The 13556-nt window shown below is 64.1% G+C and carries 15 protein-coding genes; 8 read left to right on the forward strand and 7 right to left on the reverse strand.

What is annotated here, in order from left to right:
- The first annotated feature begins 19 nt into the window (after positions 1 to 19).
- The 4 genes from J2X92_RS24170 to J2X92_RS24185 all read left to right on the forward strand — a co-directional run bounded on the left by J2X92_RS24170 (position 20) and on the right by J2X92_RS24185 (position 3684).
- Positions 20 to 1735 (forward strand): ShlB/FhaC/HecB family hemolysin secretion/activation protein, encoded by a 1716-nt coding sequence (locus tag J2X92_RS24170; RefSeq protein WP_307579548.1) that lies wholly within the window; start codon positions 20 to 22, stop codon positions 1733 to 1735.
- A gap of 36 nt (positions 1736 to 1771) precedes the next feature.
- Positions 1772 to 2191 carry a hypothetical protein gene (locus tag J2X92_RS24175; protein ID WP_307579492.1) on the forward strand — a complete coding sequence of 140 codons (420 nt, stop codon included), beginning with the start codon at positions 1772 to 1774 and terminating at the stop codon, positions 2189 to 2191.
- A gap of 86 nt (positions 2192 to 2277) precedes the next feature.
- Positions 2278 to 2838, forward strand: coding sequence for a hypothetical protein (locus J2X92_RS24180; RefSeq protein WP_307579493.1), 561 nt, complete (start codon positions 2278 to 2280; stop codon positions 2836 to 2838).
- Between the two features lie 72 nt (positions 2839 to 2910).
- Entirely contained in the window at positions 2911 to 3684 is a 774-nt protein-coding gene (locus tag J2X92_RS24185; protein ID WP_307579495.1) for an AP2/ERF family transcription factor, read from the forward strand.
- A gap of 91 nt (positions 3685 to 3775) precedes the next feature.
- On the opposite strand, the gene J2X92_RS24190 is transcribed toward J2X92_RS24185, so the two are convergent.
- Positions 3776 to 3937, reverse strand: coding sequence for a hypothetical protein (locus J2X92_RS24190; RefSeq protein WP_307579497.1), 162 nt, complete (start codon positions 3935 to 3937; stop codon positions 3776 to 3778).
- Between J2X92_RS24190 and J2X92_RS24195 the strand changes: the two genes are divergently transcribed.
- Positions 3936 to 4097 carry a hypothetical protein gene (locus J2X92_RS24195; RefSeq protein WP_307579499.1) on the forward strand — a complete coding sequence of 54 codons (162 nt, stop codon included), beginning with the start codon at positions 3936 to 3938 and terminating at the stop codon, positions 4095 to 4097. The two genes, J2X92_RS24190 and J2X92_RS24195, sit on opposite strands and share 2 nt — an antisense overlap.
- 43 nt (positions 4098 to 4140) lie before the next feature.
- Here J2X92_RS24195 and J2X92_RS24200 read toward each other — a convergent pair whose 3' ends face one another.
- Entirely contained in the window at positions 4141 to 4590 is a 450-nt protein-coding gene (locus J2X92_RS24200; RefSeq protein WP_307579501.1) for a transcriptional regulator, read from the reverse strand.
- Between the two features lie 84 nt (positions 4591 to 4674).
- On the opposite strand from J2X92_RS24200, the gene J2X92_RS24205 reads away from it, so the two are divergent.
- Positions 4675 to 5598, forward strand: coding sequence for a hypothetical protein (locus tag J2X92_RS24205; RefSeq protein ID WP_307579503.1), 924 nt, complete (start codon positions 4675 to 4677; stop codon positions 5596 to 5598).
- Positions 5599 to 5617: 19 nt separating this feature from the next.
- Here J2X92_RS24205 and J2X92_RS24210 read toward each other — a convergent pair whose 3' ends face one another.
- From J2X92_RS24210 to J2X92_RS24230, 5 genes are all read right to left on the reverse strand, one after another.
- Complete coding sequence (locus tag J2X92_RS24210) at positions 5618 to 6529, reverse strand: DUF932 domain-containing protein (protein WP_307579505.1); 912 nt, start codon at positions 6527 to 6529, stop codon at positions 5618 to 5620.
- Between the two features lie 14 nt (positions 6530 to 6543).
- Positions 6544 to 7479, reverse strand: coding sequence for a tyrosine-type recombinase/integrase (locus J2X92_RS24215; RefSeq protein ID WP_307579507.1), 936 nt, complete (start codon positions 7477 to 7479; stop codon positions 6544 to 6546).
- A gap of 1 nt (position 7480) precedes the next feature.
- On the reverse strand, positions 7481 to 7798 hold the full coding sequence (locus tag J2X92_RS24220) for a hypothetical protein (RefSeq protein ID WP_307579508.1): 318 nt from the start codon (positions 7796 to 7798) through the stop codon (positions 7481 to 7483).
- A gap of 142 nt (positions 7799 to 7940) precedes the next feature.
- Positions 7941 to 9293, reverse strand: coding sequence for a tyrosine-type recombinase/integrase (locus tag J2X92_RS24225; RefSeq protein WP_307579510.1), 1353 nt, complete (start codon positions 9291 to 9293; stop codon positions 7941 to 7943).
- 247 nt (positions 9294 to 9540) lie between these two features.
- Positions 9541 to 10953: an aminotransferase-like domain-containing protein gene (locus J2X92_RS24230; RefSeq protein WP_307579512.1), complete on the reverse strand. Its 1413-nt coding sequence runs from the start codon at positions 10951 to 10953 to the stop codon at positions 9541 to 9543.
- Positions 10954 to 11113: 160 nt separating this feature from the next.
- On the opposite strand from J2X92_RS24230, the gene gabT reads away from it, so the two are divergent.
- Together gabT and J2X92_RS24240 are read left to right on the forward strand one after the other, a co-directional pair.
- Positions 11114 to 12406, forward strand: a complete 1293-nt coding sequence (gabT, locus tag J2X92_RS24235; protein ID WP_307579514.1) for a 4-aminobutyrate--2-oxoglutarate transaminase — start codon at positions 11114 to 11116, stop codon at positions 12404 to 12406.
- Positions 12407 to 12431: 25 nt separating this feature from the next.
- A complete protein-coding gene (locus J2X92_RS24240) occupies positions 12432 to 13526 on the forward strand; it encodes an ABC transporter ATP-binding protein (RefSeq protein ID WP_307579516.1) in 1095 nt (364 codons plus the stop codon).
- Positions 13527 to 13556 lie beyond the last annotated feature (30 nt).

A 13556-nucleotide genomic window follows, 5' to 3' on the forward strand; every position in this document is an offset into this window, starting at 1 on the left:
GAAAACGAATTCGCGTGCCATGCTGGCCGGCGTGCTATTGGGTGGTCCGCTATTAGCTTCGGCCCAAGTTCCGAGTACGCCCCAGCCCTTCGTCGAACAGCAACGCCAGCAGGAACGCGAACGCGCCCTGCGCGAGCAGAACGAGCGCACCGTCGACCAGCGCCTGCAGGCGGCCCCGCCCGCACCCACCCAGCGCATCCCGGCCTCCGACGCCCCGTGCTTCCGGATCGACCGCGTGCGCTTGGTTGGGGAGCAATCTGAGGCCTTCCAGTGGGCGGTCTCTGACCTTTCCGGTCCTGAAGGCAACGATTCGCCGATCGGCCGGTGCCTGGGCACGGCAGGCGTGAACGTGGTCCTGGCCCGCGCCCAGCAGGCCGTCATCGCGCGCGGCTTCGTCACCACCCGCGTGCTGGCCGCGCCGCAGGACCTGTCCGCCGGCACCTTAACCCTGTCGCTGGTCCCCGGGCGCATCGCCGCCATCCGCACCACGCCCGATTCCTCGGCCACGCTGCTGGGCAGCGGCGCCTTGCTAGGCTCCGCCATTCCTGCACGACCGGGCGATCTCTTGAACCTGCGCGACATCGAGCAGGGCCTGGAGAACCTCAAGCGCGCGCCCACGGCCGAGGCCGATATCCAGATCGAACCCTCGACCGCGCCCAATGCCAGGCCCGGCGACAGCGACCTGGTCGTCAAGTACGTCCAAGCCAAGAAGTGGCGCCTCACCCTGAGCCTGGACGACAGCGGCACCGAGGCCACCGGCCGCTACCAGGCCGGCGCCACCGTCTCCATCGACAACCCCTTGGGCCTGAACGACCTGTTCTACGTCAGCGCCAACCACAATCTCAACGGCCATGTGTTCAGCGACCCGGCCAAGGGCACCGAAGGCCAGACGGTGCACTACTCGCTGCCCTACGGCTACTGGATGCTGGGGGTCACCGCCTCCAACAGCCAGTACCACCAGCGCGTGGCCGGGCTGAACCAGGACTATGTCTACGCGGGCAAGACCAACAACGCCGAAGTCAAGCTCTCGCGCCTGCTGTACCGCGACCAGCGCCGCAAGACGACCTTGGCGCTGAAGGGCTTCCGCAGGGAGTCGCGCAACTTTGTGGACGACACCGAGATCGAGGTGCAGCACCGGGTGGTGGGGGGCTGGGAGCTCGGGCTGAACCACAAGGAGTTCATCGGCGACGCGACGCTGGAAGGCACGCTGGCCTACAAGCACGGCACGGGCGGCTTCGGGGCCATCGCGGCGCCGGAGGAACAGTTCGGCGAAGGCACCTCGCGCATGCGGCTGTACACGGCCGAAGTCAGCCTGAACGTGCCGTTCAAGCTGGGCGAACAGAAACTGCGCTACTCGGGCCTGGTGCGGGCGCAGTGGAACCGCACGCCGCTCACGCCGCAGGACCGCTTCGCCATCGGCGGGCGCTACACGGTGCGCGGCTTCGATGGCGAGACCAGCCTGATGGGCGAGCGCGGCTGGCTGATCCGCAACGACATCGGCTGGGCCCTGGGGCCAAGCGGGGCGGAGCTGTATGTCGGGGCCGACTATGGGCAGGTAGGTGGACAGAGCACCGTCGGACTGCTCGGGCAGCATCTGGCCGGCGCCGTCATCGGGGTACGGGGGCAGTGGAGCAAGCTCAGCTATGACTTCTTCATGGGGGCGCCGATCAGCAAACCCGAGGGGTATCGCACAGCCAAGACCACCTTCGGGTTCAATCTCAACGCGAGCTTCTGATCAGCTTCCGAAGTCGACACGGTTTCGGGTCCCGCCATGAGCAAGACTCCTTTCGTCATCCATCTGGGCAATCACTGGCGCATGTTTGCGAACGCGCGCGAGGACATGACATTCCTCGGCACGGTCCAGCACAGTGTGGCGGCCATCGGCGCGCTCGCAAGAACCCCGGATGGCCACTACGCACAAGTCAACGGCGATGTCGTGGCAATGCTCCATGCCAAAAAAATCGAAGGTGCACTGCGCAAGCGGTCGGCCAAGACCCAGAAGTCACAGTGGGCGTCGAACGATCCCTCGGGCGACCGCTTGGTCGCTGACCCTCCACACGGGCCGCGGCCTATCCCCGCGCCGAGCCACCCACCTCCGGCTTCTGCTTGCGCGCCGGTGGTCACGGTGAAGAAGCGGCGCGTTGCGGTGCGTGCAACAACCGATGCGTCTCGCCCCGCCACCATCCCTTGATCCGCAGACATTCCGTCATTCGCGATCAACGTTTTCGCGTCCACATCCCGGGCAGCACCTACACCAACCATCAACCGCAAGAACTCATGACTATCCGCAAACACATCCTTGTCATCGCCGCCTTGGCCACCGCAGTGCTCACCGCCTGCGGTTCTCGTGGCTCCAAGGTCGCCGAAGCCGAACCGCCAGAGCCTACCGCCAATGCCCGCAACGCGGTGATCCTGCCCGCCATCAGCTACGGCAAGACCACCAAGGGCGCGCAACTGACCAAGGCCGACGACGCGTGCGATGTCCCCGCATCGCTGAACCAGGCCATCCAGGATCAATTGCTGACGCCCTACGAGTTTGCGGTGCCATCGCCTTCGACCAACGTGACCGGCGCACCGACCCTGCGCATCGAGATCACGGACATCCTGGCCAATGCCGGCGGGCTCTATGGCGGCCCGAAGATCGTGCAGCTGCACGGCGTGCTGGACCGCCCCGGCGCCGCGCCAGCCCACTTCACGGCGCAGCGCCAGATGTTCATGTACTTCGGCATTCCACGCAGCACCTGCAGCATGGTGGGCGTGGTGACCTATGCGCTGGGCGGTGACATCGCCAAGTGGCTGCAAAAGCCGGTGGACGCCGCAAAGCTCGGGGAACTGTGAGCAGGGATCCCTGACTGGAACCGTTCGATGCAATGCCGGCAGCGGATTTGACGGACCGTCTGCGCTCAGACCATGATCAGCCAAAAATTCAAATCGGCCGCGATGTACGGCATCAGCAGAGCGATGGGTCATCGTGACGGCCCCGGGTGGATCGTTCTTTTGACGCGCAACGGCGAACGTTTTTCCAAGCCGTTTCCCTTTTCCATGTACGGCGATGAAGAGGCTGCGCTGATACGGGCCCAGGCGTGGCGTGACGACATCGTCAAAGCGCACCCGCCGAGGACCCGCGTGCAGAAGGCCACCCTACTCAAAAACAACAACACCAGTGGTATTCCTGGCGTGACATGTCAGTTGGGACAGGACGGCAACGTGCAGGCGTGGATCGCGGGGACCACGCTGTCGCCAGGGAAGAAACTGACCAAGTATTTCAGCGTCAGCCGCCATGGCGCGGCGCAGGCCAAGTTGCTGGCCATCGCCGAGAGGCAGAGGCAACTGCAACAATTGACCGGGCTGTGCGCGGTTCACCCGGCGGAAGCCACGGTGCGCAACGCTCCCGCTACCGCCATTCCACCGCATATCCCGGCGCCCGTTGGCAAGACCGAGATCATCCTGCGTACCAACAAGAGCGGCGTCGCCGGTGTGCATCGCTTTCCGAAGTACTGGGGTGCACTCACGTACTACACGGACCCGGTGGAAGGCAAGAAGCTGGTCACTAAGTATTTTTCCGTTAAGACGCATGGCGAGGACGAGGCCAAGGCATTGGCCATCACCGAGCGCCAGAAGCAACTTGAGCGGGTGGCACATCTGAGGCGACGCAAAGCCACGAAGCGGGAGCATTCGTCTTGAGACCAGGCAACGGCCCTCCTGGGCATGCAGCGACGGTTGCTCGCACCACGCCAGTGGCGACCGAAGCGCCGGCACTGCCGCGAGGCCACATTCATGGCGGCGGCAGCGAAGCACCGATGCGGTATTCAGCTGCAATTGAGACGGCAGCAGATGGTGCAAGCTCGACAGAATCGCCCGTCAGCCGCCGGAGCACTTGGCGAGCGACATTGGTCGGCGCCCTGGTGGGGCTTCTGATCGCGATGGCGCTGCTCATGAAGTGGCTCATGGAGTACCAAGTCATCACCGCAGCGGAGCGCCGTGTTCAGGAAACGGCCGCACGTGCCGCTGCTGCACGCTGCTTCGAGCTGAAGTCGAACAGCACGGCCAACGCATGCCTCAAAGCGTTGGAAGCCAGGAGCAATCCGGTTAACTAAGACCGCATTGATTCACGCTCGGACAAGCACGCAGGCGGAGCGCCTACTTGATCCACATTTCGGATTCGAGCGCCAGTTCCTGCGCCAGCTGCCGCACAAGCTCACGCCGGGGCGGTGGCATGAGACGAAGCTGGGCCAGCAGCCGAAGTTCTTCCGCAGTCACGGACGCTTTGTCGATCTGCGCGTAACGCGTTGCGTGTGGCTCTCCCGGAGCGGGGGCGCCGGTCCCCCTGCGCTCCGGCAACCCGTAGCGGAGCCAGGTGAGCGGCACGCTCGTTAACTGCGCCAGCACCTCGATCTTGCCTGGCTCCGGCATCGCCGCGCCGGTGAGCCACTTCTGCGCCGCTTGCGGTGTCACGGATCGACCGTGCCAGCGCAGGTTGAACGCCTCGGCAAGCGCAGTAGGCGTCGAAATGCGCTTGCGCCCGCGCGAAAGGGCGACCTTCAGCCTTTCGGCAAAAGCCTCTCTCTCCGCCTTTGTTTGCGTGACCATAACGGCAAACAGTCTGGCCCACGGTGTTGTCTATCCGTAAACCTATTGGTTTATGAAACAACTGTAAGGTTGTAATATCTGGGAATGCCATTTGACGAGGAGAACGACGTGGGGAGAACGGTGCGAACTTGGATGCAGGCCTGTGTTGGCGCAGCGCTGACGCTGTGCGCTGCGGGCGTGTCGGCGCAGTCCCAGGATCTGGAGAAGGGGTTGAACCAGCTGTTTCGCCTGATGCAGAGCCAGCAAGGTGGTGGAGCACAAGCGGCGGCAGGCATCGGCGCAGCGGGCGGACTGGACTCGGTGCAAAACCTGGAGGCGTTGGTGAAGGAGGCAAGAGAGCGCAAGCGCGTCTCCGGCACCACCATGGGTTCGGAATCGTGGTGCCAGGCTGCGGCCAACCCGTTGATACCGGCAAAAATGCAAGGGAGTGGCTGGATGGAGATGGTCGCCAAGTGCACCGCGGTGCTGGAGGACGATGAGAGAAATCGGGTAAAGGCAGCCGAGGCGCGGGAGTTTCGACGTGTAGACGCCGAACGAGTGCAGAAGACGCAGGCCCGTCAGGAGTCGGAGGACTACGAGGCCCGCAGGCAATCACTGCTTGCGGGTTTGAAGAGCGGCACCATCCAGCCCAAGAACTGTGCGCAGTGGATGGTCGGTCGCGGGCTGGATCGGCACGAACTTCAGGCGATTGAAATCAGCAGGGTCGCCTACCGAGCGCCGCAGGGCGTTGGCTACTTCGATGCGGTCATCCAGCAGATCAAAGGCCAGCATTTCCTGGTCCGCGTCGATGACCACTTGGCGGTGGTCGCAATCGACAAGAGTTCTCGGCTTTTCCGCGAAGGAGCTCTCATGGAGAAAGGCCGGATCGGTGTCGTTGGCCAGCAGACTGGACAGCACACATTGAACCGCCCCGATGGGTCCGCGTTCACCGTTGCAGTGGTCACGCCTTCGTGTGTGGTCGGTGCGCCGGATCACCTTCTCGACGTGATGCCGGACGCGTCGAGATAGTCGACATGCGCAGGTATCGTTAGTTTGAGCCCGCTCCGAGCATCCGGGCGAGCGCCTGGACCGCGAGCTGTTTGCGCTTGAACCCGGATCCAAACCATGCGGCGTTCCGAAAATCGTGAGGCAGTCGCTTCCGATCCCTCGCATCGCTCAGCGATGAAAGGGCATACAGCAGGTCGAGGGCGGTGGTTTCGCAGCGCTGCTGATTCAGCACGTTAACGACCGCTCGAAACGCCTTGGCGCCGGGGACTTCGGGATCCCCTCGTCGCGAGCCGAATGCCGCTGCCGTTGCTCTCTTGATCTCGTTGTCCGATACCACGCGCCCGGAGAGCCCCTCAAGGATGCTTGGAAATGTGATGCATTCGCGCATCAACTCGCCGATCTCGGCCAGATCCGAGGGTGTCAGGAATTCGAAGGAGCGCGCGATGCGGGCCGTCATCGACTTGCCGGGCGCCGCGGGGACCATAAATCCGCCGGGGTCGAGCAGGCACACCGCGCTCGCTTGCGCGGCCAAGGGACTGTCGCAGCGCGTGCTGAGCAGCAGGTACATCGTGGCACGGCAAGTGCCCGAAAGCGCGGCTCCGTAGCCGGTGTTGAGCAGCCCCCACAATTTGCGTCCTCCTTGGACATGGCCCACGCTTTCAATGGCCAGGCCGTAGAACGCGGAAAGGCTAAGGTAGAAATCGAGAACCTCACGTGGCTGCCATAGTTGATGGCTGGAAGGAACGATGGCAAGCTTCTGGTGGTTGTCGCTGCGGTAGAGCACGGACCGCTCGCCAACTTCTGTTGGATGCGCGGCTTCAGCTGACCCGGGGCTGAACACGACCGGCGTTTTGAGAATGGCCCAATTGAGATCGGCCGCGTTGAGGATCCGATCCATGGGATCGATTGACGGAACATGTTCTCTGCGGCGCGAGATTTCCTGCTTGTTCATGCCTGACCCCGTTCTCAGAGCACAGGAGCAAGCGCATTGCACTCGAACGCGTTCAGACCACGGATGTAGCGATGCACCGTGCTTTCTGAACGATGGCCCGTCTGGCGCTGAATGGCCCATACTGGAACGCCAGCCTTGGCGGCGCTGGTGACCAGACCAGCCCGAAAGCTATGCGCCGTGTACCCCTCTGTCGACAGTCCGTGAAGGGTCAAGCGCTTGCGCAAAAGCCAGCCCACCGATGCGCCGTTGAGCGCCCCGCCTGCGTTCCCGTGCTTGTCGATGCGACAAAAGAGCGGCGATGCAGCATCCGCCGGATCGACATCGAGGTTCCGAAGCGCGGCGAGCATGGCGAGCCATCTGCGAAGGGCGCGCACAGGACATCGCTGCGGGGCGCGCGCCTGAGGAATTGCGACCGAGCGACCGCGCTGATAGGGATCGGTCTTGCTGCGCCGGAGCCGGATGAGGACGCCTTGCCGCATGAACGAGATGTCGCTGACGCAAAGCGAAGCGATCTCGGAGCGCCGAAACCCACCCGCAAATGCGACGAGGAAGAGCGCCGCATCACGCTGGTTTTGCGCCTCCGACAAACACCGCAAAGGCCTGACGAGCTGCGCGACCAACGTCGGCGTGAGTGGCGTGGCCTGCTTCTGGGCGACGCCTTTGGCGCGTCGTATGCCTTGAAGCGTCCGGCGGACGATGGCGGAGGTGGTCGGCGACGCAAGACCGCGCTGCTCGTGGGCGTATGAGATCGCGGCCGCTTGCCTGGCCAGTGTGCTCGGCTTGAGATCAGCGGCAGCCGTCGCAAGATAGCGAGCGACCTGTTCGGGGCGGGCGGGAATCTGCCCACCGGAGGCTTTGAAGCGTTCCAGGTCCCTGGCATACGCTTTCAGCGTGTTGGCAGCCAGGGCGCTGCGGAGATAGTGCCTGACGGCTGAGGTGTGGCGCGGCATTTCAGTATTCCCCCGGCAGCAGCAGAGTGGTCGCTGAGCGATCGGCTTCTGTGATGATCCAGAGCACGTCCTTTTCACGCCCGGGTTCCGGGGCGCCGACCATATAGCTGGAAATGATCCGCAGCCCTTGGCCGATGGCGTACTCATTGGCCGCAGCGTCGTCCGGATGCACAAGACCCCAGTCGCCCCGTTCGTGTCGAGCGAGGAATTGGTGAGCGCCTTGCTGCCATCGCTCCAACAGCTTGAGCGCACCAGGGGTGGCATAGATGCGGCCAAGCGCAAATTTCGGGCGAGCGTTGCCCTGCCGATGATTCGACATGTGTGTGAGCCTTTCGGGGAAATTCCACGCGCGCGCCCACCGGCTGAGAATCAGCCGCGATGGAGGAAGGTGGGGAGAATGAGACCGGCCAGACCGGTTCTGCGAGCAGCGTACAGAGCGTTTGCTGCGAGGGCGCGTGCCTCTAGTTTTGCATCAGGAGCGCGGCTTTCCTAGCGCTTTGTGGTGCGTTTTCGCCGGTTTCTGGCGTATTTTCGTGGTCGGTAGGCCCGGTTTCGCCTGTTTTTTCAGCAATTCTGGAGAGGACGCCACTGGAATTCAGGGTCACAAACGCGGACCAATCCTCCATCAACTGCCGGCGCTTTTCGAGCATGTCGGTGCGCATATAGGCGCGCACCGTCTGATCTCCCACCGTGTGGGCCAACGCGAACTCGAGCATCTCGTGCTCGTACCGAGTCTGCTCGCTGCCCCAGGTCCGGAAACTCGCCCGAAAGCCGTGCATGGTGTACTCCAGCCTCATGCGACGCAGGAGCTGCGTGAATACCATGTCGCTCAACGGAAGGCCCCGCGTGTTGGGGAAGATCAAGCCCAACTCGGACGTGACGATTCCCGTATCGCGCAGCTGTTTCGCTTCAACCAAGATTTGCGCGGCGCGAGCAGACAGAGGAACGCTGTGCCGACGCCCCGCCTTCATCCGCTCCTCGGGGATATTCCAGCAGCTTCCATCCCGATCGATCTCGGACCACAACGCCCCTCGTGTTTCGCCCGAGCGAGCCGCTGTGAGCACTGTGAATTCGAGCGCCAGCTTCACGATCGCCGAAGACGGACCGGCCGCAACTTCCTTGAGCACCGAACCCACGAGAGGGTAGGGGCAGGAGTTGTGGTGTTCCACTTTGCGGGCGCGCTCGTTGGGCCCCAGCGCCATCTTGACCTGCTCCCAAAACTCGGCGTCCTTCCCGCTGGTGTAGTCCCGCGCGGCTGCGAAGTTGATGACAGTTCGAATCCGCTGAAAAAGGCGGCTGGCGGTTTCCGCCTTGGTTTTCCAAAGTGGTGCGAGGGTCGACACGATCTGCGCCTTGCCGACCTCGCCCACGGGCATTCGGCCGAATTTCGGAAACGCATACTGCGTGAGCGTGTTGATCCATTGCGCAGCGTGCTTGGCGTTCTTCCACTCGCCCGCGCTCGCTTCGTGGTACTCGTGGGCGCAGTCCGCAAAGGTCTTTTGGCGAGCAAGTTCTGCAGTTCGATGCGCGGCGATCGTCTTACGCTCCTCGTCGCGCTTGTCGACGGGATCGATGCCGTCGGCCAAGAGTTGCCGGGCGCGCTGGGCACGTTCCCGCGCCTGAGCCAGGCCAAACGTGTCCAGTGACCCCAATCCCATTTCGCGGGACTTGCCGTGCAGTGTGTACCTAAAAATCCAGGAGCGAGAGCCGGCTTTGCTCACCTGGAGGTACAAACCATTGCCGTCCAAGTAGTAGCCTGGCTGCTTGTTTTTGCTCCGAACTGTGCTGTCCGTTAATACACTGCGTCGCGTCATTTACCCACATTCCTACCCACATTTTTAATTGTACTGGGATGAACACGCGTGGACAACTGTGGATTGGTGGGCGTTGGAAAGCGGCGCCAGTACTGGGAGTCTCGTACTTGCTGGATGGACTTGGACGTGCGTGGATGTGAGGTGTGCTGTCGTCCACTCCGCCAGTTCCGACAAGGGTTAGCAGATTAACGTCTGCTAACCCTTTTGTCTTTTCGGGCTCGCATTCGAGCCCTGCCTCGCTCCTCACTCACTCCCCTTTGCGCTCCTCGATGCTGCGTGCAAGGAACTGCCAAAGGCGCTCGTCTTCGCTGAACGCCACGTTGAAGCGCAGCCACCCCGTGGGGCGCGGGATCACCAAAAACAACTGCCCCGGGCCGAGCATGATGCCCTCCATGGCCGCAAGCCGCGACAAGTCCGCGGCATCGGTGATGTCCGGATGGCGCGCCCACAGGTACAGGCCCGCCGCGGGCTCATGAAAAATCTCGAAGCCCTGGGCTTCCAATCGCCTTGCCACGTTCGAATGCGCTTGCGCGAGCCGCTCGCGCAGAGACTTCAGGTGCTTGCGCCAGCGCCCGTCGGTCACGGCGCCGAACACCAGCCGTTCGGTGATGTCCGAAGAGGTAAGCCCCGACACCATCTTCAGCTGGGCCAGGTCTTCCATCAGTTCGGGCTGCGCCACCACATAGCCGACCCGCAGGTTCGGTGAGATGGTCTTGGAGAAGCTTCCTACGTAGACCACCTGGCGCAGCTGGCTGAGGCTTGCCAGCGAGGGCCGCGACGAAGCGTCCATGTCGGCATAAATGTCGTTCTCGACCAGCGCAAATTGGTGCTCCTGCGCAAGCTGGAGCAGGCGCACGAGCTGCGGCATCGACGCCAGCGAGCAGGTGGGGCTTTGCAGCCGGGGCTGCGTGAAAAAGGCTTTGGGCCGGTGCAGCGCCAGCAGCGCCTCCAGCGCGGGCAGGTCGTACCCGGTGGGCGTGCGCGGCACACCAATGATGTGCACGCCGAGAAAGCGCAGCATGAACATCAGGTTGGGGTAGCCGGGATCGTCCACCAGCACCTCGTCGCCCGGTTTCAGCAACTGGCGCGCCACCAGGTCGAGCGCCTGGCTCGATCCCTGGGTAAGCAACACCTGGCCCGCCTCGACCGCGATCTGCCGTTCGACGAGCGAATCGGCCACCGCCATGCGCAGCGCCATGTGCCCGAAGGGCAGGCCGTAGCCGCCGATGTCGGTGCCGCCCGCGGCAAGGCTGCGGAGGCTGCGGCGCATGCCGTCTTCAAACAGCCAGTCATGCGGCAGCCAACCGCAGCCCGGCTTGAGCGGCAGGTTGCGGTTCTCGAAGATTTGCCTGAGGTACCAGCGCGCATCGAAGCGCGGGTCTGGCTGGGGTGCCGTGGACCCGCTGCCGGCGGGGCTGTCGTCGCTTCGCCGCTTGACGAAGAAGCCCGCGTTGGCCCGCGACACCAAAAGGCCCTGCGCCACCAGCCGGTCGTAAGCCTCCACCACCGTGAAGACGCTGACGCCATGGGCCGCGGCAAAGGCCCGAATGGAAGGCAGTTTGCTGTCGGGCCGGAGTTTTTGGGCGCCAATCAGCCCGCGCAGTCCCTCCACGATCTGACTCACGAGCGGAGTCGGCTGTTCGGGGTGAAGAATGAGCATCGCGAGAATCCCGGCAGGCCGATCTGCACCATATTGAGGAAAGTATGTACAGGATACAAGACCAGCACAGTCCTCAAAATCATCGCATCCCTTGTACATGGCTGCAGTCGGACCTGAAACCTAAAGTGCCTGCTTCTTCATTCAGGCACAGGTCGAATCCATGCAGCGCGAACCCCATCTCAGCAACGCCGCCCTCATGGCCCGCCGCAGCGCGGCAGTGGCACGCGGTGTGGGCCAGGCCCATGAAATTTTCGTCAGCCGCGCCGCCAATGCCGAGGTCTGGGATGTCGAAGGGCGCCGCTACATCGACTTTGCCGGCGGCATTGCGGTGCTCAACACCGGCCACTGCCATCCGGAGATCAGCGCCGCGGTCAAGGCGCAAGTCGATCTGTACTCGCACACCTGCTTCCAGGTGCTGGCCTACGAACCCTACGTGGAACTGGCCGAACGCCTGAATGCGCTGGCGCCAGGCGAATTCGCCAAGAAATCGATCTTCCTGAGCACCGGCGCCGAGGCGGTCGAAAACGCGGTGAAGATTGCCCGCGCTTACACGCGCCGGCCGGGCGTCATTGCCTTTACGGGCGGTTACCACGGCCGCACGATGATGACCCTGGGCCTGACCGGCAAGGTCGCACCCTACAAGGTCGGCTTCGGTCCGTTCCCGGGCGAGGTGTTCCATGCGCTCTACCCGAATGCGCTGCACGGCGTGAGCGTGGACGACGCCTTGGCTTCGGTCGAGCTCTTGTTCAAGAACGATATCGAGCCCGAACGCGTGGCGGCCTTCATCCTGGAGCCGGTGCAGGGGGAGGGCGGTTTCTACGTCGCGCCCAACGATTTTGTCGAAGGCCTGCGCGCGCTGGCGGACCGCCACGGCATCCTCATCATTGCCGACGAAGTGCAGACCGGCGCCGGCCGCACCGGCACCTGGTTCGCCAGCGAGCAATGGCCGGTGGCGCCCGATCTGATCACCACCGCCAAGTCGATGGCGGGCGGCTTCCCTATTTCCGGCGTGGTGGGCCGCGCTGAGGTGATGGATGCTCCCGCGCCCGGCGGCCTGGGCGGCACCTATGCCGGCAGCCCGATCGGCTGCGCCGCGGCGCTGGCGGTGCTCAAGGTGTTCGACGACGAGCAATTGCTGGCACGCAGCCGGGCGCTGGGCGAACGGCTCACGGCCGGCCTGCGCCGCATCGCGGCAACCGATCCCGCCATTGGCGACGTGCGCGGGCTCGGCGCCATGGTGGCCATCGAGCTGTTCGAAGATGGCGACACCGCCCGGCCCGATGCCGCGCTGACAAAAAAGGTGGTGGCGGAAGCCGCGCGGCGCGGGTTAATCCTGCTGTCATGCGGCACCTACGGCAATGTAATTCGCGTGCTGGTGCCGCTGACGGCATCCGACTTGCTTGTGGACGAAGGCCTGGCGCTTCTCGCGGACAGCTTCGCCGCGCTGCGCTGATCGGTCCAATTTCTTGAGCTCCTCCATGACAGCAGAACCCTTGGTGCGCTTCCAGCGCGTCCAGAAAACCTACGACGGCGAGCACCTGGTGGTGCGCCAGCTCGACCTGGACATCCACCGCGGCGAGTTCCTGAGCTTGCTCGGCCCTTCGGGCTCGGGCAAGACCACTACGCTGATGATGCTGGCCGGCTTCGAGTCGCCAACCTCCGGCGAGATATTGCTCGACGGCAAGCCGATCACCGGCACGCCGCCGCACAAGCGCCACTTCGGCATGGTGTTCCAGAACTACGCGCTGTTCCCGCACCTGAGCGTGGGCCAGAACGTGGCCTATCCGCTCACCGTGCGCAAAGTGTCCAAGGACGAGCAGCAGCGCCGCGTGCAGCGCGCGCTCGACATGGTGCAGCTGCGCGGCATGACCGACCGCCTGCCCGGCCAGCTTTCGGGCGGCCAGCAGCAGCGCGTGGCGCTGGCGCGCGCACTGGTGTTTGAGCCGCAGCTGGTGCTGATGGACGAGCCGCTCGGCGCGCTCGACAAGCAGCTGCGCGAGCACATGCAGATCGAGCTCAAGGACCTGCACCGCCAACTGGGCGTGACCTTCGTCTACGTGACGCACGACCAGGGCGAGGCGCTCACCATGAGCGACCGCGTGGCGGTGTTCAACGAAGGCGTGATCCAGCAGCTGGACACGGTCGGCCGGCTCTACGAGACGCCGTCCAACCGTTTCGTGGCGGGCTTCGTCGGCGACAACACCGTGCTCAAGGGCCAGCTGAGCCGCGGCGGCGAGCAGGCCGAGATGAAGCTGCCCGACGGCCGCGTGCTGCAGGGGCTCAACGTCAGCGGCGCCGCCGCGGGCACGGCCGTCGAAGCCTGCATCCGCCCCGAGCGCGTGGTGCTGCACCGCAAGTCCGATGCGCAGGGCGCCAACATGCTCGACGCCATAGTGGCACGCGTCATCTACTTCGGCGATCACCTGCGGCTGCTCTGCAGCGTGGGCGGCGGCCAGGCCGAGGCCACCGTGAAGCTGCCGCTGACCGGCGTGGGTGGCATTGCAACGCCGCAGGCCGGCGAATCGGTGGCACTCGAATTTCCCGTTGCGCATGCGCGCATGTATGCGCTCTGAACCCAGTCCCGTTTCTCGTTTCCGTTCATC

This window comes from Variovorax paradoxus (assembly GCF_030811855.1).
GTDB lineage: Bacteria > Pseudomonadota > Gammaproteobacteria > Burkholderiales > Burkholderiaceae_C > Variovorax > Variovorax paradoxus_L.